18 protein-coding genes are annotated in these 21,875 nt (G+C 71.1%); 15 read left to right on the forward strand and 3 right to left on the reverse strand.

The annotated features are described in order from the left end of the window. Nucleotides 1-3 precede the first annotated feature (3 nt). The 12 genes from KV106_RS13695 (at nucleotide 4) to KV106_RS13750 (ending at nucleotide 14,224) form a co-directional block, all read left to right on the forward strand. Nucleotides 4-1,248, forward strand: a complete 1,245-nt coding sequence (locus KV106_RS13695; RefSeq protein ID WP_261210729.1) for an efflux RND transporter periplasmic adaptor subunit — start codon at nucleotides 4-6, stop codon at nucleotides 1,246-1,248. After that, on the forward strand, nucleotides 1,245-4,415 hold the full coding sequence (locus tag KV106_RS13700; RefSeq protein WP_261210730.1) for an efflux RND transporter permease subunit: 3,171 nt from the start codon (nucleotides 1,245-1,247) through the stop codon (nucleotides 4,413-4,415). The genes KV106_RS13695 and KV106_RS13700 overlap by 4 nt, the downstream gene beginning before the upstream one ends. A gap of 22 nt (nucleotides 4,416-4,437) precedes the next feature. Continuing rightward, nucleotides 4,438-5,124: a heavy metal response regulator transcription factor gene (locus tag KV106_RS13705; RefSeq protein ID WP_057597212.1), complete on the forward strand. Its 687-nt coding sequence runs from the start codon at nucleotides 4,438-4,440 to the stop codon at nucleotides 5,122-5,124. Then, on the forward strand, nucleotides 5,121-6,497 hold the full coding sequence (locus KV106_RS13710) for a heavy metal sensor histidine kinase (RefSeq protein ID WP_057597213.1): 1,377 nt from the start codon (nucleotides 5,121-5,123) through the stop codon (nucleotides 6,495-6,497). The genes KV106_RS13705 and KV106_RS13710 overlap by 4 nt, the downstream gene beginning before the upstream one ends. 153 nt (nucleotides 6,498-6,650) lie before the next feature. Continuing rightward, nucleotides 6,651-7,589 carry a DedA family protein/thiosulfate sulfurtransferase GlpE gene (locus KV106_RS13715; RefSeq protein ID WP_057597214.1) on the forward strand — a complete coding sequence of 313 codons (939 nt, stop codon included), beginning with the start codon at nucleotides 6,651-6,653 and terminating at the stop codon, nucleotides 7,587-7,589. Between the two features lie 57 nt (nucleotides 7,590-7,646). Continuing rightward, the gene (locus KV106_RS13720) at nucleotides 7,647-9,035 is read left to right on the forward strand and encodes a cache domain-containing protein (protein ID WP_261210731.1); all 1,389 of its coding nucleotides are present in this window, start codon (nucleotides 7,647-7,649) and stop codon (nucleotides 9,033-9,035) included. 14 nt (nucleotides 9,036-9,049) lie between these two features. Beyond that, entirely contained in the window at nucleotides 9,050-9,703 is a 654-nt protein-coding gene (locus KV106_RS13725) for a response regulator (protein ID WP_261210732.1), read from the forward strand. 314 nt (nucleotides 9,704-10,017) lie between these two features. Then, nucleotides 10,018-10,308, forward strand: a complete 291-nt coding sequence (locus tag KV106_RS13730) for an HU family DNA-binding protein (RefSeq protein ID WP_057597217.1) — start codon at nucleotides 10,018-10,020, stop codon at nucleotides 10,306-10,308. A gap of 150 nt (nucleotides 10,309-10,458) precedes the next feature. Next, nucleotides 10,459-10,998, forward strand: a complete 540-nt coding sequence (locus tag KV106_RS13735) for a C40 family peptidase (protein ID WP_261210733.1) — start codon at nucleotides 10,459-10,461, stop codon at nucleotides 10,996-10,998. Nucleotides 10,999-11,114: 116 nt separating this feature from the next. After that, nucleotides 11,115-13,193, forward strand: a complete 2,079-nt coding sequence (locus tag KV106_RS13740) for a carbon starvation CstA family protein (protein WP_261210734.1) — start codon at nucleotides 11,115-11,117, stop codon at nucleotides 13,191-13,193. A 14-nt stretch (nucleotides 13,194-13,207) separates the two neighbouring features. Next, nucleotides 13,208-13,438, forward strand: a complete 231-nt coding sequence (locus tag KV106_RS13745; protein ID WP_057597219.1) for a YbdD/YjiX family protein — start codon at nucleotides 13,208-13,210, stop codon at nucleotides 13,436-13,438. A 60-nt stretch (nucleotides 13,439-13,498) separates the two neighbouring features. After that, nucleotides 13,499-14,224, forward strand: a complete 726-nt coding sequence (locus KV106_RS13750; RefSeq protein ID WP_057597220.1) for an SIR2 family NAD-dependent protein deacylase — start codon at nucleotides 13,499-13,501, stop codon at nucleotides 14,222-14,224. 341 nt (nucleotides 14,225-14,565) lie between these two features. Here KV106_RS13750 and KV106_RS13755 read toward each other — a convergent pair whose 3' ends face one another. Next, on the reverse strand, nucleotides 14,566-15,024 hold the full coding sequence (locus tag KV106_RS13755) for a GNAT family N-acetyltransferase (protein WP_261210735.1): 459 nt from the start codon (nucleotides 15,022-15,024) through the stop codon (nucleotides 14,566-14,568). A gap of 58 nt (nucleotides 15,025-15,082) precedes the next feature. After that, nucleotides 15,083-16,348, reverse strand: a complete 1,266-nt coding sequence (locus KV106_RS13760; protein ID WP_261210736.1) for a DUF1835 domain-containing protein — start codon at nucleotides 16,346-16,348, stop codon at nucleotides 15,083-15,085. 212 nt (nucleotides 16,349-16,560) lie between these two features. On the opposite strand from KV106_RS13760, the gene KV106_RS13765 reads away from it, so the two are divergent. The 3 genes from KV106_RS13765 to KV106_RS13775 all read left to right on the forward strand — a co-directional run bounded on the left by KV106_RS13765 (nucleotide 16,561) and on the right by KV106_RS13775 (nucleotide 21,289). Beyond that, nucleotides 16,561-19,308 carry a YadA family autotransporter adhesin gene (locus KV106_RS13765; protein WP_261210737.1) on the forward strand — a complete coding sequence of 916 codons (2,748 nt, stop codon included), beginning with the start codon at nucleotides 16,561-16,563 and terminating at the stop codon, nucleotides 19,306-19,308. A gap of 104 nt (nucleotides 19,309-19,412) precedes the next feature. Next, a complete protein-coding gene (locus KV106_RS13770; RefSeq protein WP_261210738.1) occupies nucleotides 19,413-20,060 on the forward strand; it encodes a TetR/AcrR family transcriptional regulator in 648 nt (215 codons plus the stop codon). After that, entirely contained in the window at nucleotides 20,057-21,289 is a 1,233-nt protein-coding gene (locus KV106_RS13775; protein ID WP_261210739.1) for a glycosyltransferase, read from the forward strand. Before KV106_RS13770 ends, KV106_RS13775 begins: the two co-directional genes overlap by 4 nt. Here the strand turns inward: KV106_RS13775 and KV106_RS13780 are convergent, their stop codons facing one another. Beyond that, entirely contained in the window at nucleotides 21,290-21,856 is a 567-nt protein-coding gene (locus KV106_RS13780) for a hypothetical protein (protein ID WP_261210740.1), read from the reverse strand. Nucleotides 21,857-21,875 lie beyond the last annotated feature (19 nt).

A 21,875-nucleotide genomic window follows, 5' to 3' on the forward strand; every position in this document is an offset into this window, starting at 1 on the left:
GCCATGACGAATCCAGCCCCTTCCCACACCGGCCCCGCCAGCGACGACGCCGTTCCCCGCGCGCGACGCAGCGCCGCCTGGTTCGCCGTCGCCGCCCTCGTCGCCGTGCTCGGCGGCGGCGCCTGGACCCTGGGCCGCAAGGCCTCGGCCGCCACGCCCGAGGCCAAGGTGCCCCCGGTGCTGGTGACCACCGCGCCGGTGCGGGCGCAGGACGTGCAGGTCTACCGCAGCGGCATCGGCACCGTGGCCTCGATGGCCACCGTCACCGTCAAGGCGCGCATCGACGGCCAGCTCGACAAGGTCGGCTTCGTCGAGGGCCAGGACGTGAAGGCCGGCCAGATGCTCGCGCAGCTCGATCCGCGCACCCTGCAGGCCCAGCTCGCGCAGGCCCGTGCCACCCAGGCGCGCGACCAGGCGCAGCTCGGGAATGCGCGCGCCGACCTCGCGCGCTACACCACGCTGATCGCGCAGGACGCGGCCACGAAGCAGCAGGTCGACACCCAGAAGGCGCTGGTCGGCCAGCTCGAGGCCACGGTGCAGACCGATGCCGCGCAGGTGCAGTACGCCCAGGTGCAGCTGAGCTTCACGCGCATCGACGCGCCGATCGACGGCCGCGTGGGCGCGCGGCTGGTCGACCCCGGCAACATCGTCCATGCGGCCGACACCGGCGGGCTGGTGGTCATCAACCAGATCGACCCGATCGCGGTGCAGTTCACGCTGCCCGAGGACGCGGTGCAGGACATCAACCGGCTGCAACAGAAGGGCGCCGCGCCGCTCGCGGTGGTGGCCTACGACCGCGCCGGCACGCAGCAGCTGGGCACGGGCAAGCTGATCCTGCTCAACAACCAGATCGACACCACCAACGGCACGGTGCAGCTCAAGGGCAGCTTCGCCAATCCGCAGCACACCATGTGGCCCGGCCAGTACGTCAACGTGCGGCTGCAGCTCGACCGCCGCGCCGGCGCGCTGACCGTGCCGGCCGCCGCGGTGCAGCGAAGCCAGGACGGCACCTACGTCTGGGCCGTCGATGCCGAGAACAAGGCCAGCTCGGTGCCGGTGCACGTGGTGCAGATCGCCGACGGCACGGCCGTGCTCGACCAGGGCGTGGCCGCCGGCCAGCGCGTGGTGGTCGACGGCCAGTACAAGCTGCGGCCCGGCGCCACGGTGGCCGAGAACAGGACCGCGGCCAAGGCCGCGCCGCCGGCCGCCGCGGCCGGCGGCAACAACGCGAGCGGGGTGCGCAATTGAGCATTTCCGCCGCCTTCATCAAGCGCCCGATCGGCACCACGCTGCTCGCGCTGGCCATCCTGCTGGTCGGCGCCGCGGTGTTTCCGCTGCTGCCGGTGGCGCCGCTGCCGCAGGTCGACTTCCCGACCATCCAGGTCTCGGCCAACCTGCCGGGCGCCAGTCCCGAGACCATGGCCTCGAACGTGGCGCAGCCGCTGGAGCGCCAGTTCTCGCTGATCGCGGGGCTGACGCAGATGACCTCGACCAGCGGCCTGGGCAGCACCCAGATCACGCTGCAGTTCGACCTCGACCGCAGCATCGACGCCGCCGCGCTCGACGTGCAGGCGGCCATCAACGCCTCCACCGGCCAGCTGCCGGCCAACCTGCCGAGCCCACCGACCTTCCGCAAGGTGAATCCGGCCGACTCGCCGATCCTGATCCTGTCGGTGCAGTCCAAGACGCTGCCGCTGACCGAGGTCAACGACTACGCCGACAACATCCTCGCGCAGCAGATCTCGCAGATCTCGGGCGTGGGCCTGGTCAACATCGGCGGCGCGCAGAAGCCCGCGGTGCGCATCCAGGTCGATCCGGCCAAGCTCGCGGCGCTGGGCCTGAGCCTGGAGGACGTGCGCACCGTGCTGTCCTCGGCCACCGTCAACGCGCCCAAGGGCACGATCGACGGGCCGAACCAGAGCTTCACCGTCTACACCAACGACCAGCTGCTCAAGGCCCAGCCCTGGAACGACGTGGTGCTGGCCTACCGCAACGGCGCGCCGATCCGGGTGCGCGACCTCGGCGTGGCGGTCGACGGCCCCGAGAACGCGAAGATCGCGGGCTGGGCCTATGCCGGCGCCGCCGCGCCCGCGGGCAGCACGGTGCAGAACGGCCGCTCGATCGTGCTGGCCATCACCAAGCAGCCCGGCGCCAACGTGATCGAGACGGTGGACCGCATCAATGCCGCGCTGCCGCGGCTCAAGGCCTCGATCCCGCCGACGGTGGACGTCAACGCCATCATCGACCGCACCCAGACCATCCGCGCCTCGGTCAAGGACGTGGAGTTCACGCTGCTCCTGACCATCGTGCTGGTGGTGGCCGTGATCTTCGTGTTCCTGCGCAACGTGGCGGCCACGCTGATCCCGAGCGTGACGGTGCCGCTCGCGATCCTCGGCACCGTGGCCATGATGTACCTGCTGGGCTACAGCCTCGACAACCTCTCGCTGATGGCGCTGACCATCGCGGTCGGCTTCGTGGTCGACGACGCCATCGTGATGCTCGAGAACATCTACCGCTACGTCGAGGAGGGCATGGCGCCGCTGGAGGCCGCCTACAAGGGCGCGGGCGAGATCGGCTTCACCATCGTCTCGATCTCGGTCTCGCTGATCGCGGTGTTCATCCCGCTGCTGCTGATGGGCGGCATCGTCGGGCGGCTGTTCCGCGAGTTCGCCGTCACCGTCACCCTGACCATCGTGGTGAGCGTGGTGATCTCGCTCACGCTCACGCCGATGCTGTGCTCGCGCTTCCTCAAGAACGAGCATGCGCGGCGCCACGGACGGCTGTACCTGCTGTGCGAGCGCGGCTTCGACGCCATGCTCGACGGCTACAAGCGCGGGCTGCACGTGGTGCTCGACCACCAGTTCATCACCTTGATGGTGTTCATCGCCACCGTGGTGGCCACGGGCGCGCTGTTCGTGGTGATCCCGAAGGGCTTCTTCCCGCAGCAGGACACGGGCTTCATCTCGGGCTTCGCCGAGTCGGCGCAGGATGCCTCCTTCGCCTCGATGAACGCGCGCATGCTCGAGCTGGCCGACGTGGTGCGCAAGGACCCCGACGTGACCGGCTTCGGCATGAACGGCAGCTCGTCGACCTACAACACCGGCAACTTCTTCATCAGCCTCAAGCCCAAGGACGAGGGCCGCACCGCCAACGCCGACGAGATCATCGCGCGGCTGCGCCCGCAGCTCGCGAAGGTGCAGGGCGTGAACCTGTTCCTGCAGGCCGGGCAGGACATCCGCGTGGGCGGGCGCTCCTCGCGCACGCAGTACCAGTACACGCTGACCGACTCGAACCTCGACGAGCTCAACACCTGGGCGCCGCGCCTTTTGGCCAAGCTGCGCCAGGTGCCCGAGGTGACCGACCTCGCGACCGACCAGCAGAACGCCGCCGCCTCGGCCGTGCTGACCATCGACCGCGACCGCGCCTCGAGCTTCGGCATCTCGCCGGCCGCGATCGACGCCACGCTGTACGACGCCATCGGCCAGCGCCAGGTGGCGCAGTACTTCACGCAGCTCAACAGCTACCACGTGGTGCTCGAGGTGACGCCCGCGCTGCAGCAGGATCCGGCGCTGTTCGACAAGCTCTACCTGAGCGCACCGGCCACCGGCCAGCAGGTGCCGCTGTCGACCTTCGTGAAGGTCGACACCAGCAAGACCGCCTACCTCTCGATCAGCCACCAGGGCCAGTTCCCGGCCGTGACGATCTCGTTCAACCTCGCGCCCGGCGCCTCGCTGGGCCAGGCGGTCGACGCGATCAAGGCCGCGCAGTCCGAGATGGGCATGCCGCAGTCGCTGACCGGCGCCTTCCAGGGCACGGCCCAGGCCTTCCAGGATTCGCTGGCCTCGCAGCCCTACCTGATCGCGGCGGCGCTGGTGGCGGTCTACATCGTGCTGGGCCTGCTCTACGAGAGCTACATCCATCCGCTGACGATCCTCTCGACCCTGCCCTCGGCCGGCGTGGGGGCGCTGCTGATCCTGATGGCGGGCGGCTACGACCTCAGCGTGATCGCGCTGATCGGCATCATCCTGCTGATCGGCATCGTCAAGAAGAACGGGATCATGATGATCGACTTCGCGCTCAAGGCCGAGCGCGAGCAGGGCATGAAACCGCACGAGGCGATCTACCAGGCCTGCCTGCTGCGCTTCCGCCCGATCATGATGACCACCATGTGCGCGCTGCTCTCGGGCCTGCCGCTGATGCTGGGCCACGGCTCGGGCTCCGAGCTGCGCCGGCCGCTGGGCTACGCCATGGTCGGCGGGCTGGTACTCTCGCAGGCGCTCACGCTGTTCACCACGCCGGTGGTCTACCTCTACCTCGACCGCGCCCATTACTGGTACCTGCGCCGCAAGGAAGCGCGCATGGCCCGCAAGGCGGCCAAGGCCGGGGAGGCGCCCGCGCAGGTGCAGGGGCATTGAGCACCGGAGACCACGCCACGCCATGAAGATCCTGATCGTCGAAGACGAGTTGAGAACCGCCGACTACCTCTCGAAGGGGCTGACGGAGCAGGGCTGCGCGGTCGACATGGCGCACAACGGCATCGACGGCCAGCACCTGGCGCTCACGCACGACTACGACGTGATCGTGCTCGACGTGATGCTGCCGGGCCAGGACGGCTTCTCGGTGCTGCGCGGGCTGCGCGCCGTGAAGCAGACGCCGGTGATCATGCTGACCGCGCGCGACCGCGTGGAGGACCGTGTCAAGGGACTGCACGAGGGCGCCGACGACTACCTGGTCAAGCCCTTCTCGTTCCTCGAGCTGCTGGCGCGGCTGCAGGCGCTGAACCGGCGCGGCCGCAAGCAGGAGCCGATGCAGCTGCGCATCGCCGACCTGCAGATCGACCTGCTCGCGCGCAAGGCCTTCCGCGGCGCCACCCGCATCGACCTCACGGCCAAGGAGTTCGCGCTGCTCGCGGTGCTGGCGCGGCGCCAGGGCGAGATCCTCTCGAAGACCGCGATCGCCGAGCTGGTGTGGGACATGAACTTCGACAGCAACACCAACGTGGTCGAGGTCGCGATCAAGCGGCTGCGCGACAAGATCGACGTGCCTTTCTCGCCCAAGCTGCTGCACACCATCCGCGGCATGGGCTACGTGATGGAGCTGCGCGAGGACGGCGCCACGCCATGAAGCGCTCGATCGCCGCGCGGCTGGTGCTGATGTTCGCGGCGGCGGCGCTCGCCACCTTCGCGTTGATCGGCGCGGCGCTGCAGGGCGTGCTGCTGCGCGAGCTCGAGCGCCACCAGTACGAGGAGCTCGACACCACGGTCAAGAGCCTGCAGTTCTGGATCCAGGCCATCGGCACGCCCGAGCGCTGGCCGCGCGTGCAGGCGCGCATGGACGCGCTCACGCCCGAGGACGGCAGCACCCGCTTCTGGGTGCTCAGCGACGACCCGCGCTTCCAGTACGGCAAGGGCATGGCCGAGATCGACGCCCTCACGCGCGAGACCGGCCGCAGCCTGCTGCTGCCCGGCGAGGAGAAGCCCTACCGCACGCTGTCGGCCCACATCCCGCCGTTCGAGCAGCGCCCGGCCGTGCGGCTGATCGTGGGCAAGAACACCGAGCCCTATGCGCGCACGCGCCGCACCTTCCTCACGGCGCTGGTGTCGCTGGGCCTGGGCGCGGTGCTGGTGGTGGCGGCCGCCGGCTACTGGATCGCGCGCGTCGGCCTGCGCCCGCTCGACCAGCTCTCGCGCGAGGCGCAGGCACTGCGGCCCAAGATGCGCTCGCAGCGGCTGCGCTCGGGCGCGCTGCCGGTCGAGCTGTCGGGGCTGGCCGAGGCCTTCAACGGCGCGCTCGCGCGGCTCGAGGAGGCCTATGGCCAGCTCGAGGCCTTCAATGCCGACGTGGCGCACGAGCTGCGCACGCCGCTGGCCAATCTGATCGGCAGCACCCAGGTCGCGCTGTCGCGCCAGCGCAGCGCGCCGCAGTTCGAGGAGGTGCTGCAGGCCAACCTCGAGGACCTGGAGCGGCTGCGCTCGATCGTCAACGACATGCTGTTCCTCGCGCGCGCCGACCGCGGCGAGGTCGCCACCGGCCTGGTGCTGACGCCGGTGGCGCAGGAGGTGCGCAAGACCATCGAGTTCTTCGAGTTCGTGCTCGAGGAGAGCGGCGTGCAAGTCGAGATCGAGGGCGACGTGCTGGCGCAGGCCCAGCTCGAGACCGCGCTGTTCCGCCGCGCCATGTCGAACCTGCTGCAGAACGCGATCGAGCATTCGCCGCCGGGCGCGCGCATCGCGGTGCGGCTGCGCGAGACGCCCGCGGCCACCTGGATCGGCGTGTCGAATCCCGGCGCGCCCATCGCCGAGGCGCACCTGCAGCACCTGTTCGACCGCTTCTACCGCGTCGACGCCGCGCGCAACGACGGCGGCGAGCACCATGGCCACGGGCTCGGGCTGGCGATCGTGCGGGCCGTGGCCAGCATGCATGGCGGGCAGGTCGCCGCGGCCAGCGCGGACGGCGTGAATACCTTCGAATTCAGCGTCGCCCGGCCGGCGGCCTGAACCCGTCGCGCGGGGGCCGGCCATGACCCCCGGAACGCGCCGCAACCCGCATGGCCAATGGCCTCCCGGCGACAGGCCCTTGCGCCATGCCGCAGAATCCATGCCGCCCATGACCACGTCCGCACCCTCTTTCGCCATCACGGAGCCGTTGCCATGGCACAGCTGATGTCGCTCCTGGTGCAGAACGCGATCCTGGTGGTGTTCGCCGCCAGCTTCGCCGCCCGCCTGGGCCTGCCGGTGCCGGCGGCCGCGGTGCTGGTGGTCACCGGCGCGCTGCTCGCGGCCGGCGACATCTCGCTGGCCGGCGTGGTGCTCGCGGCGGTGGCGGCCAACCTGCTGGGCGACGGCGCGTGGTTCTATGCCGGGCGGCGCTTCGGCTACCGCTTCATGCGCCTCTTGTGCCGGATCTCGCTGGCGCCCGACTCCTGCGTGCGCCGGGGCGAATCGCTGATCGGCGACTGGGGCGGCCTGTCGCTGGTGGCCGCCAAGTTCGTGCCGGGCGTGTCGGTGGTGGCGCCGCCGATGGCGGGCGCGCTCGGCATGTCGGTGCCGCGCTTCATCGGCTTCGATATCGGCGCCGCGCTGATCTGGACCGGCCTGTTCCTCGGCCTGGGCTGGGGCTTCCGCAACCAGATCCAGGACGTGCTCGCGGTGATGGCGCAGGCCGGCGGCATCGCCACCATGGCCCTGGGCGCGCTGCTGGTCGTGTTCCTGGTGGTGCGCTGGTGGCGCCGCCGCGCCTTCATGCGCCTGACCGGCATGCCGCGCATCTCGGTCGACGAGCTGCACGAGATGCTCGCGGGCGACGAGCCGCCGCTGGTGATCGACGTGCGCGGCGCGGCCGGCCGGCAGGTCGATCCGCGCCGCATCCCGGGTGCGCTGTCGTACACGCTCAAGGCGCTGCAGCAGCGCGGCCTCGACCTGTCGGCCGCGGCCGGGCGCGACGTGGTGCTGTACTGCAACTGCCCCAACGAGGTGTCGGCCGCGCAGGCCGCGCGCGTGCTGCTGGCACGTGGCGCGCGGCGCGCGCTGCCGCTGACCGGCGGGCTCGATGCCTGGGTGGCCTCGGGCCGGCCGACCTCGCCGCACTGAGCCAGGCCCGGGCCCTGCGCGCCTGCCGGCGGGGCGGTGGTAGTCTTCGCGCCCGACATGAACCTGCGCACCAAGATCGTGGCCCTGGCCGTCGCACCGCTGCTGGTGGCGCTGGTGCTGGTCGCGCTCGCCGTGCGGCACCAGGAGCACGACCTCGCGCAACGCGAGCGCGCGCTGATCGAGCAGAGCTACATGACCCAGCGGCGCAACGAGCTGCGCAGCTACGTCGACCTCGCGATCAGCATCGTCAAGCCGCTGTACGACGCGGGCCAGGACGACGAGGCCACGCGCGCCGAGGCACTGCGCCGGCTGGCCGCGCTCGACTACGGCGACGACGGCTACTTCTTCGTCTACGACCTGCAGGGCCGTTCGCTGATGCATTCGCGCCAGCCCGATCTCGTGGGCCAGGACCTCTGGGGGCTCAAGGACTCGAAGGGCCGCTTCACGATCCAGGACCTGATCGCGCGCGCGAAGGAGGGCGGCGGCTACGTCGAGTACGAATGGCGCAAGCCCTCGAGCACGCAGCGCGCGCCCAAGCTCGGCTACGTGGTCGCGCTGCCGCGCTGGAACTGGATGGTGGGCACCGGCCTGTACCTCGACGACATGGAAGCCACCATGCAGTCGCTCGACCGCCAGATCAGCGCCAACGTCACGACCACCCTGCTGTGGATCGCCGGCATCGCCGCGCTGTGCCTGGGCGTGGTCAGCGCCGGCGGCCTGCTGCTCAACCTCAGCGAGCACCGCGTGGCCGAGGCCAAGCTGCGCCTGCTCGCGCGCCGCGTGGTGCAGTCGCAGGAGGAGGAGCGCGGCCATCTCGCGCGCGAGCTGCACGACGGCACCAGCCAGACCCTGGTGTCGGCCAAGCTGCTGATCGAGTCGGCCGTCGATGCGCTCGACCGCGCGCGGCATCCCGCGCCGCCCGCGCTGGGCAAGGCGCTGCAGCGGCTCAACGATTCGCTGACCGAGGTGCGCCGCATCTCGCACCGGCTGCGTCCCGCGCTGCTCGACACGCTGGGCCTGCCGGCCGCGCTCGAGCGGCTGGTCGACGAATTCGGCGAGGAGGGCCAGGGGACGACCGCCGCCTCGCTGATGGTCGAGGGCGAGCCCTTCGAACTCTCGCAGGAGGTGAAGACCGCGCTGTTCCGCACCACGCAGGAGGCGCTGACCAACGTGCGCAAGCATGCGCTCGCGCACGAGGTGCACATCGCGCTGGCCTTCGGCGAGCGCGAGGTGCGGCTCGAGGTCGGCGACGACGGCATCGGCTTCGACGTCGATGCCGTGCAGCTCGATCCGCGGCGCGGCATCGGCCTGCGCAACATGCGCGAGCGCGTGGCCTCGATCGACGGGCAGCTCGTGGTGCGCTCGGGCAGCGGGCGCACGCGCATCGTCGCGATCGTGCCCGCCGCGGCCGCGCGGGCCGTGCCGCCCCTTTCCCCCTCCACCTGACGAACGCCCCGACGATGACGACCGCCAAGGCCCGCACCCCGCCGCCGATCCGCATCTTCCTGGTGGACGACCATCCGCTGGTGCGCGACGGCCTGCGCGCGCGGCTCGGCGCGCTGCCCGGGCTGGAGATCGCGGGCGAGGCCGGCAGCGCGGCCGAGGCGCTCGCGCAGATGGACAGCGTGCGGCCCGACCTGCTGCTGGTCGACATCGGCATGAAGGACATGAACGGCATCGAACTCGCCGCGCTGCTGCTCGAGCGCGAGCCCGCGCCGCACGTCGTGATGCTCAGCATGTACGACAACCCCGAGTACGTGCAGCGCGCGCTGCAGGCCGGCGCGCACGGCTACGTGCTGAAGGATGCGCCGGCGTCGGAGATCGTCGCGGCCATCGAGGCCGTGTCCGCGGGCGGTACCTTCCTGAGCCCGGCCGTGTCGAGGAAGCTGTTCCGCAACCAGACGCCGCGCCCGCTGCTCACGCCGCGCGAGAGCGAGATCCTCGCGGCGCTGGGCCGCGGCGAATCGAGCAAGCAGATCGCGCGCGACCTCGGCCTGAGCGTGCGCACGGTCGAGGCGCACCGCCAGAGCATCAAGCGGCGGCTCGGGATCGAGGGGCAGGCCGAGCTGATCAAGTATGCGGTGGAGCATGCGAGGGAGTTCGAGCGGCGCTGAATGCGCCGCAAAAGTTCCCGTTGGCACGCACTTGGCGCGAACTTCGGAGTTTCCGAACGAAACGGACGTAAACGAATGAGCGCCGGCGTCGCGCCGACCGCACAACCCGCGCCCGCATGAGGTAGAACCGCAGCCTCGCCGCGCGGGGATGGATCGCTCCGGACCCGTGCATCGTTCACGTTGCCTCGCTTTCGCGTGCGTGCCGGCCGGAGGCCGGCGTAGCGCCCGTTAAATTCGAGCCGGTGCGCCCCCGCCGCTTCGCCGCGCGGGGGCGTCACCGAACCGTCATCTCAATCCACAAGGAATCACTCGTTTTGAACAAGACCGACCTCATTGCCGCCATCGCCAACGACACCAGCCTGAGCAAGGCCGACGCCGCGCGCGCCCTCGACGCCGCCCTCGACAACCTCTCGCGCGCGCTCGCCGGCGGCGACACGGTGCAACTGATCGGCTTCGGCACCTTCGCGGTGACCAGCCGTCCCGAGCGCACGGGCCGCAACCCGTCGACCGGCGAACCCCTGACCATCAAGGCCAGCAAGGCCCCCAAGTTCACCGCCGGCAAGGCGCTGAAGGACGTGGTGAACGGCGCGGCACCGCAGGCCTGATCCCGTGCCCCGCGGCGCGCCTCGCGCGCGCCGCACCCCCAGCCCTCCGCGGGCCCGCGCATCCGATGCGCGTGGAGCGCGGAGGGTTTGCTTTTGGCGCGCGCGCATTCGCGCTAGAGTGCGCGCACGTCCACAAGACCCGCCCTCGACATGCCAGACGCACGCGCGCACCACCCCGGCCACCGCATCCCGAAGCAACTGCATCGCTTCCTTGCCGCCGGGGCCTGCGCGGTGGCGATCCTGGCCGCGGGCTGCGCGAGCCGGCCCTCCTCGCCCTCCTCGCCCTCGACCCCGACCGTGCGCAGCTCGCCGCTGAGCGACGAGCAGTCGAACAGCATCGCGATCCACGCGCTCGGCCTGGTCGGCACGCCGTACCGCTACGGCGGCAACACGCCCGCCGGCGGCTTCGACTGCAGCGGCCTGATCGGCTATGTCTACCGCGAGAGCGTGGGGCAGGCCGCGCCGCGCACCGTGGCGCGCATGGCCTCGTTCGGCCAGAGCGTGCCCACCGCGGAGATGCGCACCGGCGACCTCGTGATCTTCGGCGCGGGCACGCCCACGCATGCCGGCATCTACGTCGGCGCCAACCGCTTCGTGCACGCGCCCTCGACCGGCGGCGAGGTCCGGCTCGACCGGCTCGACGGCATCTACTGGTCGCGCCAGCCGGTGCAGGTGCGCCGGCCCGGGTAGGCCTTCGGGTTTTCCATTACGCAAAGCCACGCGCCCCGCCTGCGCGGTGCGACGGATGGCAGCGCGCGCGTGTCCGGCAAGACTCCCGGGGTTCGACAAATCCGAGGAGACAAAGCATGCAGAGCATCCGCCGCCACCTGGTGTGGCTCGTCATCGCGGTGTTCGGCGCGTTCGCGCTGGGCACCGTGGCCCTGAGCCGGGGGGAAACGATCAACGCGATCTGGGTGGTCGCCGCCGCGATCTGCACCTACCTGATCGCCTACCGCTACTACAGCCTGTTCATCGCCGACAAGGTGCTGGGCCTGGACGGCAACCGCAAGACGCCGGCGCACCGTCACAACGACGGCCTGGACTACGTGCCGACCGACAAGAACGTGCTGTTCGGCCACCACTTCGCCGCCATCGCGGGCGCGGGTCCGCTGGTGGGGCCGGTGCTGGCGGCGCAGATGGGCTATCTGCCCGGATTGCTGTGGGTGCTCGCGGGCGTGGTGTTCGCGGGCGCGGTGCAGGACTTCATCGTGCTGTTCATCTCCACGCGCCGCGACGGCCGTTCGCTCGGCGACCTGGTCAAGCAGGAGATGGGCGTGGTGCCAGGCATGATCGCGCTGTTCGGCACCTTCATGATCATGATCATCATCCTCGCGGTGCTGGCGCTGATCGTGGTGAAGGCGCTGGCCGAATCGCCGTGGGGCACCTTCACGGTGGCCGCGACGATTCCCGTGGCGGTCTTCATGGGCCTCTACCTGCGCTACATCCGCCCGGGCCGCATCGGCGAGGTGTCGATCATCGGCTTCGTGCTGCTGATGCTCGCGATCTTCGGCGGCCAGTGGGTGAGCCAGGACCCGGTCTGGGGCCCGGCCTTCACCTTCGACGGCAAGGCGCTGACCTGGATGCTCGTGGGCTACGGCTTCGTCGCCGCGAGCCTGCCGGTGTGGCTGCTGCTCGCGCCGCGCGACTACCTGTCGACCTTCCTGAAGATCGGCACCATCATCGCGCTGGCGATCGGCATCGTGGTCGTGGCGCCCACGCTGCAGATGCCCGCGGTGACGCAGTTCGCGCAGGGCAACGGCCCGGTGTGGTCGGGCAACCTGTTCCCGTTCCTGTTCATCACCATCGCCTGCGGTGCGGTGTCGGGCTTCCATGCGCTGATCTCCTCGGGCACCACGCCCAAGATGCTCGACAACGAGCGCCATGCGCGCTTCATCGGCTACGGCGGCATGCTGGCCGAGTCCTTCGTCGCCGTGATGGCGCTGGTGGCGGCCTCGTGCATCGAGCCCGGCATCTACTTCGCGATGAACAGCCCCGGTGCCCTGATCGGCACCACGGTGCAGCAGGCGGCGCAGACCATTTCGGGCTGGGGCTTCGTGGTCACGCCCGAGATGCTGGTGCAGACCGCCAAGGACGTGGGCGAGACCACCATCCTGGGCCGCGCCGGCGGCGCGCCCACGCTCGCGGTCGGCATGGCGCACATCCTGCACCAGGTGATCGGCGGCCAGGCCATGATGGCCTTCTGGTACCACTTCGCGATCCTGTTCGAGGCGCTCTTCATCCTCACGGCGGTCGATGCCGGCACGCGCGCGGGCCGCTTCATGCTGCAGGACCTGCTGGGCAGCTTCGTGCCCGCGCTCAAGCGCACCGACTCGCTGCCGGCCAACCTGGTCGCGACCGCGCTGTGCGTGGCGGCCTGGGGCTACTTCCTCTACCAGGGCGTGGTCGATCCGCTGGGCGGCATCAACACGCTGTGGCCGCTGTTCGGCATCTCGAACCAGATGCTGGCCGCGGTGGCGCTGCTGCTCGGCGTGGTGGTGCTGTTCCGCATGAAGCGCGAGCGCTATGCCTGGGTGGCGGCGGCGCCGGCCGCGTGGCTTTTGGCCTGCACGCTGACCGCGGGCTGGCAGAAGATCTTCTCGAGCGATCCGAAGATCGGCTTCCTGTCGCATGCCGCGAAGTACAGCGAAGGCCTGGCCAATGGCGTGCTGGTGGCACCGGCCAAGACCACGGCGGCGATGGAGCGCATTGTCTTCAACGACCGGCTCGATGCCGCGCTGTGCGCGCTCTTCATGTTCGTGGTGCTCAGCGTGCTGGTCTACAGCATCAAGGCCTGCATCGCGGCGCGCGCGGCCCACCGGCCGACCGCGCACGAGACGCCGTTCGAGCCGATGGGCGGCGCGGTCGCGGCGCGCGGCGCGCACTGAGGCCGGAGCGCGAGATGCAGGTCGACGAAGCGTCCGCCGCGGGCCGCGGCCTCGCGGACACCGGGCGCTACATCGCGCGCTCGATCCGGCAGTCGCTGCGGCTGATGGTCGGGATGCCCGACTACGACGTCTACCTGAGCCACATGGCGGCCACGCATCCCGACCGGCCGCCGATGAGCTACGAGGCCTTCTTCCGCGAGCGGCTCGAGGCGCGCTACGGCGCGGGCAAGGGGCGCTGCTGTTGAGCTGGGCGAGAATGGTCCGCTGACGATCACCACGCTTCCGAAGGAAGCGTTTTTTCATTCATGCAAGACGAGTTGGAAACGGCGATCGGCCTGCTGAACGCAAGCCGGCGCGTCGTCGTTTTTTCCGGCGCGGGGCTGTCCCGCGCCTCGGGCATCCCGACCTACCGGGACGCCGATGGGCTGTGGATGCAGCAGAACGCGATCCAGTTCTCGCATGCGGAGGACCTGGCGCGCGATCCCGCGGGTTTCACGAAGTTCTGGGCGCAGCGTCTGGCCGTGATCGAGGAGGCGGCGCCGAATCCGGGGCATCGGGCGCTGGCTGCGCTGCAGCGGTTGCGGCCGGCTACGCGATTGATCACGCAGAACGTGGATGGGCTGCTGACGCAGGCGGGATGCATGGACGTGCTGGAGCTGCATGGGAATCTGCGGCGGTGGCGGTGCGATCGGTGCGGCAATCGGCATGGGCCCTGGCCGTTTCATCGCTGCCTGCGGTGCGGGGGGCATGCGCGGCCCGATGTGGTGATGTTTGGGGAGATGCTGAATCCGGGGGTGTTGATGGATGCGCAGGAAGCTTCGGCGGATTGCGATCTGTTCTTGCTGGTGGGGAGTACGGCGGTGGTTTATCCGGCTGCGGATTTGCCAGTGGCTGCGATGGCGCATGGGGCTGCGTTGATCACGTTGAACATGGAGCCTATTGCGCATCTGGACGACAGGGCGCGTGTCGTGCTGAGAGGGGCTTCGGAAGTCTTTTTGCCGTTGATGGTGGAAGGGTTGAAGGGAGTTTGAGATTGCAGGCCGGGTCTCGCCCCGGCGGGCGAGTCACTTTCTCTTGTCTCGCCAAGAGAAAGTAACCAAAGAGAAGGCGACCCCGCTGTCTGCGTCCCTCCGCTTCGCTACGGGCAACCTGCGGTGCTCGCGTTTCGCGGGGTCTCGCAGAACTCGCTTCGCTCAAACAGCTGCGAGCCCTGATCCGCGAAACGCTGCGCTCCTCGGCGCAGCCAGAGGGGGTGGATCGGGCCATCGCTTCGCTCGGCGTCTTGTTCCCTCTCCCTCTGGGAGAGGGTTAGGGTGAGGGCACCGGGCCTTGCAACTGGACTGGACCTCTGCATCGCCGCCCTGGCGCGGTACTACGAAGCTGCAGGAAAGCGGTGGTACATGAAGTACTTGCCGTCCTGCTCCCAGCCTTGCCGTTCATAGAGCTGCTGCGCCGACACGTTCTCGCGTGCGACGTTCAGCGAGATGCGCGCGGCACCCAGCGACCACGCATACGACTCGACAGCCGCGAGCAGGCGCGAGGCGACGCCCTTGCGGCGCCCGGCCGCGGCGACGAACAGGTCGTTGAGGATGAACACGCGCGTGAGCGAGACCGACGAGAAGATCGGGTAGAGCTGCGCGAAGCCCACGGACACGGCGCCGTCGTGGCAGAGGAAGAGCACCGACTCGCCATGGTCGAGACGCTCGCGCAGGAAGGCGCGTGCGGCGGGCAGGTCGCCGGGCTGGCCCTGGAACTGGCGGTACTGGTCGAACAGCGCGGTCAGTGCATCGAGGTCGGCCATCACGGCCTGGCGGACGGAGATCGTGGTCATGGGGCGCTCGGGTGAGATGAAGCGCGCAGGGTAGCAAAGCACCCCGCGCGCCGCGGACTCAGCGAGGCTCGCCGCGCCACACGGGGCGCAGTGCATCGTCGATCGCCCAGTGCGCTTTGCGGGGCTCGATGCGCACGCCGCCGATCCAGCGTTCGTGGCTCGCATGGTCGATCCAGTACCTCTCGCCCGCGAGCACGCGCCGGCCCAGTGTCGTGAGCTCGAGCGGGCGCCGGGGCCAGTCGCGCTGTGCCTCGGATTCCACGATCAGCGGCTCGGCCGCGTCGATCAAGGGACGCACGAGCGCATGGAACATCAGGTCGCCGAGAAAGGGCAGCGGCTCGCGATGCTCGTTGAGTTCGGCATAGACCTGGCCGAACGCGGGTCGGTCGTGCTCGTCGATGGTCTGGAGCACCAGGCGCTCGGTCAGCGAGAGGCCGTCGCGCAGCGAGGGCAGTTCCTGCAACTGCCGCCGCAACGCGGGCGCGAGGAAGGGCAGGGCGGGCGTCTTGCCATGCGCGATGTCGGCCCAGGCCTCGGGCGAGGACGCGCGGTAGGCACGCCATGCGTTGCGCGCGAGTTCGAGCGCGGGCGCATCGATGGGCCTGCGGCGCGGCCACAGCCAGGCCAGCACGGCGGGTGCGAGCTGGCCGATGCCGATGAAGCGGTCGACGCCGGGCACGCGATCGATCTCGATCAGCTCGAGCTTCGCGGGCAGGCGCTCGAGCCGCGCGAGCACGGCGATCAGGAACAGCTGGTCGTAGGCATCGGCTTCGCACCAGAGCACGGCGCGGCCGGCATCGGGCAGGTTCGCGAGCGCTTCGTATTCGCCGCGCATGCGGCCGCGTGCATCGTCGGGCGGCAGGCCGAAGGTCCGGGCGACGAAGGCGCTGCGCGTCTCGATGAAGGCGGCCTCGGGCTGCTCGGGCACCGGGCCCATGCACAGCGGGTCCGCGAACATGTGGAAGGCGCCGCGGAAACCGGCGAGCCGCAGGGTGTGGGCGATGTCGTTGCCGCAGCGCCAGTGCCGGGTGCCGGCCTCGTCGTCGGCCACGAAGCCCGGATGCGCCGCGGCGAAATCGACCGCGTCGACATGGGCCTTGAGCCGGGGCCAGCTCGCGAAGCCGAGTTCGCGCGCGATCAGCCATTGGGCGTCGGCCAGCCGTGGTGCCGAAGCGCTCCGGCGCGAAGGAAGGGACGGTGGCGCGGCGGCGCTGCCATCGGTGAGCCGCGCGAGCAATTCCTTGGCGCGCTTGCGCTGCTGCTCGAGGTTGATGTGGCCGCTGCGGGCCGAGGCGCGATGGGGGTCGCGAGGGGCGTTGGACATACGAACTCCAGTGTCGGCCGTGTCCGCTGTCTGGCCGGGAGTCGCATGGGCATGCGATGGGGGATGAAACCTGGGCGCAGCCCTTTCCGCGGACGGGAGGCGTGGAAGACGCCGACGCCGATTCTAGGAGCGATTTACTTGTTTTCGGGGATGGCTGCACGAGGACCGTGAGGACACACTCCGTTGCGTTTTTTCAACGCGTCAGAGACACCATGCAAGCACCCCTTCGCGCCGTGCGCACCATTCCTCGCTCCATTCCGAGTGGCCCATCGTCCATGCGGCGCCTGCTGCGCGCGGTGCCGCTCGCGGCGCTGCTCATGGCTGGCGGCAGCTTTGCCGCGGGCTTCAGCGGCGGCGGTGTCGGCAATGGCGGCACCAGCGATTCGGGCGGCTCGGGCGGCGGCGGCGGGGCGGCGGCGCAGGCCGCCGGCGGTGCAACGGCGATCGGCGGGGGCGGCAACGGCGGCAATGCGAGTTCGGGCGCGACCGGCGGCGCTGGCGGTTCGGGCGCGAGCACCACCGTCGCGGGAGGCTCCGCGATCGGCGCGGGAGGGAGCGGCGGCAATGCGAATTCGACCGGCACGGGCGGCTCCGGTGGCTCGGGCGCGAGCACGACCGCCGCCGGCGGCTCCGCGATGGGCGCGGGCGGGCGTGGCGGCGATGCCTTCGCTGGCGGAACAGGTGGCGTGGGCGGTTCGGGCGCGAGCGTGACCGGGGGCGGCGCCACGGCCGTTGGCGGCGGCGGCAATGGCGGCCAGGCCGCCGGGGGAGCCGGTGGAGCGGGCGGCCAAGGGGCCTTGGCTGGTGACCAGGGCGCCACGGCCATAGGCGGAGGCGGCAACGGCGGCGAGTCCGCAGGGGGAACCGGTGGCGCGGGCGGCAGAGGAGCCTCGGCGGCTGGCGGCCAAGGAACCATGGCCATTGGCGGCGGCGGCCATGGTGGCGAGGCCAATTCAGGGGGAACCGGTGGCACAGGCGGTAGCGGTGCCACGGCAACGGGCGGTCAAGGCGCCATGGCCATCGGCGGCGGCGGCAACGGCGGCCTGGGCGTGGCCGGCGGCCACGGTGGCGCGGGCGGTGGCGGCGCCACGGCAGCCGGCAGCGGGGCGATCGCATTGGGTGCGGGCGGCAATGGTGCCGAAGGGTGCTGCGGCGGTACCGCGCCATCGGGCGGCAATGGCGCGCAAGCCTCCGCCACGGGCGCGATCGCACTCGGCAGCGCCGACGGCACGCGCTCGGGCGCGGTCGCATCGGGCGCCGCGAGCACCGCGATCGGCGGCGCGGGCAATGGATCGGCCGGTGCCTCGGCCCAGGCCGCGGGCAGCGTGGCGCTGGGCAGCGGCAGCCAGGTGGCGAGCGGCGCGAACGGCAGCGTGGCGATCGGCGCGAACTCGGTCGCGACCGATGCCAACACGGTCTCGTTCGGATCGGCCGGCCAGACGCGCGGGCTGGTCAACGTGAGCGCGGGCGCGGTGACGGCCACCAGCACCGATGCGGTCAACGGCAGCCAGCTCCACGGCGTGCAGCAGACGGCGAACAGTGCGTCGGCGGCGGCCAGCGCCGCGCAGGGCACCGCGACGGCGGCGCAGACGGCCGCTGCCGCCGCGCAGACCACGGCGGATGCCGCGTCGACGGCGGCGGGCACGGCGCAAGGCACGGCCACGGCAGCGCAGACGGCGGCCGCTGCCGCGCAAACCACGGCCAATGCCGCATCGACGGCGGCGACCACGGCGCAGGGCACGGCCACGGCAGCGCAGACGGCGGCCGCTGCCGCGCAGACCACGGCCAATGCTGCGTCGACAGCGGCGAATACGGCGCAAGGCACGGCCACGGCAGCACAGACGGCCGCTGCCGCCGCGCAGGCCACGGGCACGGCCGCGCAGGCCGCCGCCGCCGCGGCACAGACCACGGCCAATGCCGCGCAGACGACCGCCACGGCCGCCCAGGGCGCGGCCGCCACCGCGCAGACCACCGCCAACGCGGCACAGGGCACCGCGACGGCCGCGCAGGGCACCGCCAATTCGGCACTGGGCCTGGCGCAGAACTCGGCGCAGTACGGCACAGGCGGCACCTCGCTGCAGCTCAATGCCAATGGCGGCGCGGGCACCACCATCGCCAACGTCGCGGCGGGCCAGAACGCGACCGACGCGGCCAATGTGGGCCAGGTGCAGCAGGCGCAGCAGAGCGCGGTCAGCTCGGCGAACAACTTCACGGTGCAGCAGGTCACGGCGCTGCAGGCGCTGATGAACCAGGCGCTGGCCAGCGGCGTGTGCTCGATGAACGCCTCGGGCGCGGTGGCCTGCGGCAGCGGCTCGGTGTCCAGCGGCGCCGGCAGCACCTCGATGGGCACGAACGCGCAGGCGATCGGCGAAGACACGACCGCCATCGGCAACGGTGCGCGCGCCGAGCACAAGGGTTCGGTGGCGATCGGCGCGGGCGCGCGGGCGCTGGCCGACCCCACCACCGCGGTCGGCAACAACGCGGTGGCGACGGGCAACAACGCGGTCGCGCTCGGCGCCAACACGCTGGCCTCGGGCAGCAACTCGGTGGCACTGGGCCAGGGCTCGGTCGCCGATCGCGACAACACGGTGTCGGTGGGCAACGCGGCCACCGGCCAGCTGCGCGCGATCGCCAACGTGGCGCCGGGCCTGCTGGGCACCGACGCGGTCAACGTCAACCAGCTGCAGCAGGCCGTGAGCGGCGCGGTGCAGCAGTCCAATGCCTTCGCCGCGCGCGGCGTGGCGGCCTCGCTCGCGATGCCGGCGATGCCGGCGCTCGCCGCCGGCAAGAAGTGGATGGGCGCGGCCGTGGGCAACTACGCGGGCGCATCGGCGATCGGCTTCGCCTTCGGCTACCAGGTGAGCGAGAACCTCAACCTCGGGCTCGGCGTGTCCACCGCCACCAGCGGCGGCAGCGGCAGCCACATCGCGACGCGGGTGCAGGCGGGCTACGCCTGGTGAGGGGAGGGCGGCCACGCAGCCGCCTCGTTTCGACGGGAATTGAATGCCGTTCGATTTTGAATGTCGTATAAACTTGGACGACGTTCAACTTTGAAGGTTTCGCCTTGCCAGTCCCGGAGATCCCCGGCCGCCGCGAGCGGCGGCGCGCGCAGACGCTCGACCACGTGGCGACCACCGCCATGCGGCTGTTCGAGACCCAGGGCTACGACGCCACCACGATGGAGCAGATCGCGCTGCGGGCCGACGTGGCCAAGGGCACGCTCTACAACCACTTCGCGACCAAGGAGGCGGTGCTCGCGCACTGGATCCACCTCGAGCTCGCGGCCGACACCGCGCGGCTGGCCGAACTGGTCGGCGCGCCCGGCGGTTTCGAGGCGCGGCTCGTGCGGCTGCTCGAGGCCTCGGCCGAGTGGTCGCGGCGCCATCGTGCCTACCTGCTCGACTACTTCCGCTTTCGCTTCCTCAACATCGAGAGCGAGCTCGACGGCGGCGGCGATCCCGAGGGCCGGCCGCGCGACCTGATCGGGCTGTTCGCGCTGCTGATCCGCGATGCGCAGCAGGAGGGTAGCCTGCGCGCCGACCTCGCGCCCGATCATCTCGCGCAGCTGCTGCACCACCTGTACTTCGGCGCGCTGATGCGCTGGCTCACGCTGCCGGGCCTGGAACTGGGCGAGGAGTTCGCGGCGATCGTCGAGGTCTTCGTCGACGGCACGCGCGCGGGCGCCAAGGCCGCGAGGAGGAAGCGCGCATGAGGATCGCGGTCGTCACCTACGGCACCGAGGGCGATGCGCGTCCGCTCGCCGCGCTGTGCCATGCGCTCGACGCGGCCGGCCATTCGACCTTGCTGCTGGCCGATGCCTCCACGCTCGGCGCCGCGCAGCGCCTGGGCGTGCGTTCGCAGGCGCTGGCCGGCGACATTCAGGGCGCGCTGGGCGCGAGCGGCGCGATCGCCAACGTGGTCGCGCAGAGCCACAACCCGGGCGCGGCCGCGAAGGCGCTCGCGGCCATCGCCAACGCCAATGCCGCGGCCTGGCTGCGGCAGACCGTCGAGGCGGCACGCGATTGCGATGCCATCGTGTCGGCGGGGCTCGCGGCCTTCGTCGGGCTCTCGGCCGGCGACGCGCTGCGCGTGCCGGTGATCGGCGCGGGCATGTTCCCGCTCACGCCCACGCGCGATTTCGCCACGCCCTTCGTGCCGCCGGCGAAGGTGCCGCGCTGGCTGCACCGCACCAGTCATCGCTTCGTCAACGCGATGCTGTGGCGTGCCTTCCGCCCGGCGATCAATGCGGCGCGCGCCGAGGTCCGCGGCCTGCCGGCACGCGGCAAGATGTGGGACGGGCACCCGATGCTCTACGGCTTCTCGCCGAGCCTGCTGCCGCGCCCAGCCGACTGGCCCGCCAACGCGGTCGCCTTCGGGCAGTGGATGCCGCCCGCCAGCGCTTGGCAGGTGCCCGCGGCGCTGCAGGCTTTTCTGGAGGCGGGCGAGGCGCCGGTCTACCTGGGCTTCGGCAGCATGACGGGCTTCGATGCGGTGCGCATGCGCGCGATGCTGGTCGAGGCGATGGCGGGCCGGCGCACCGTGTTCAACCCGGGCTGGAGCGGCATGGCGCTGCAGGGGCTGCCGGCCAACTTCCACGTGGTGGGCGACGTGCCGCACGACTGGCTGTTCGCGCGCATGGCAGCGGTGGTGCACCACGGCGGCTCGGGCACCGCGCATTCGGCGGCGCGTGCCGGCGTGCCCTCGGTGGTGGTGCCGTTCGCGGGCGACCAGTTCTTCTGGGCCCACCAGCTCGCGCGCGCCGGCGTGGCACCCGAGGCGGTGGCCGGCACGCGGCTCACGGCGCAGGACCTGGCGCGCGGCATCGCCTGGACCGACGACGAGGCGGTGCGCTCGCGGGCGCGCGAACTCGGCGAGCGCATGCGCGCCGAGCAGGGACTGGCGCGCGCCGTGGCCTTCATCGAGGCCACGCTCGCGCGCTGATCAGGGGCGCACCAGCGGGATCTGCAGGTTGGTCGGCCGGTTCTGCTCGGTGTCGAAGCCGCGGCCGTCGATGTGGCGCGCGCCCCAGAACAGCATGTCGCCGCGCAGGTGGACGAGGTCGTACTCCATGAAATGGCGGCCCGCCGCCAGGCCGAAGGGCGCGAAGCTCTTGCCGAACACGCTCTGCGTGCCGTTGAGCTCCCACTTCGCATAGCCCTGGCTCGCCACCTGGTTCAGCAGGTCGGCGAAGCCCTGGATCAGCGGCGTGACCTCGTAGGCCTCGTCGGCCACGAAGTCCACCTTCTGCGCACCGGCCGTGATCGGGTGCGCGCCGCGCCACAGCATGTGGCCCTTGATGAGGATGCGCGCGAGCGGCACGGCGCCGTTCGGGTCGGCCGAGTTGACGATGGCGAGCTCGAAGCGGTCGTCGGGCAGGGCCTTGAAGGCGCGCTTCAGGTAGAAGGGCTTGAGCGTGCCGTCGGCATTCTTCGCGGCGCTGGGCCGGACTTCGGTCGCGATGCTGGTCCAGTCGCCCAGAAGGGCTTGTTGGGTCTGTTCCTCGGTCATGGGGCTGCCCTGTGTGAAG

This window comes from Variovorax endophyticus (assembly GCF_025376855.1).
Taxonomy (GTDB): domain Bacteria; phylum Pseudomonadota; class Gammaproteobacteria; order Burkholderiales; family Burkholderiaceae_C; genus Variovorax.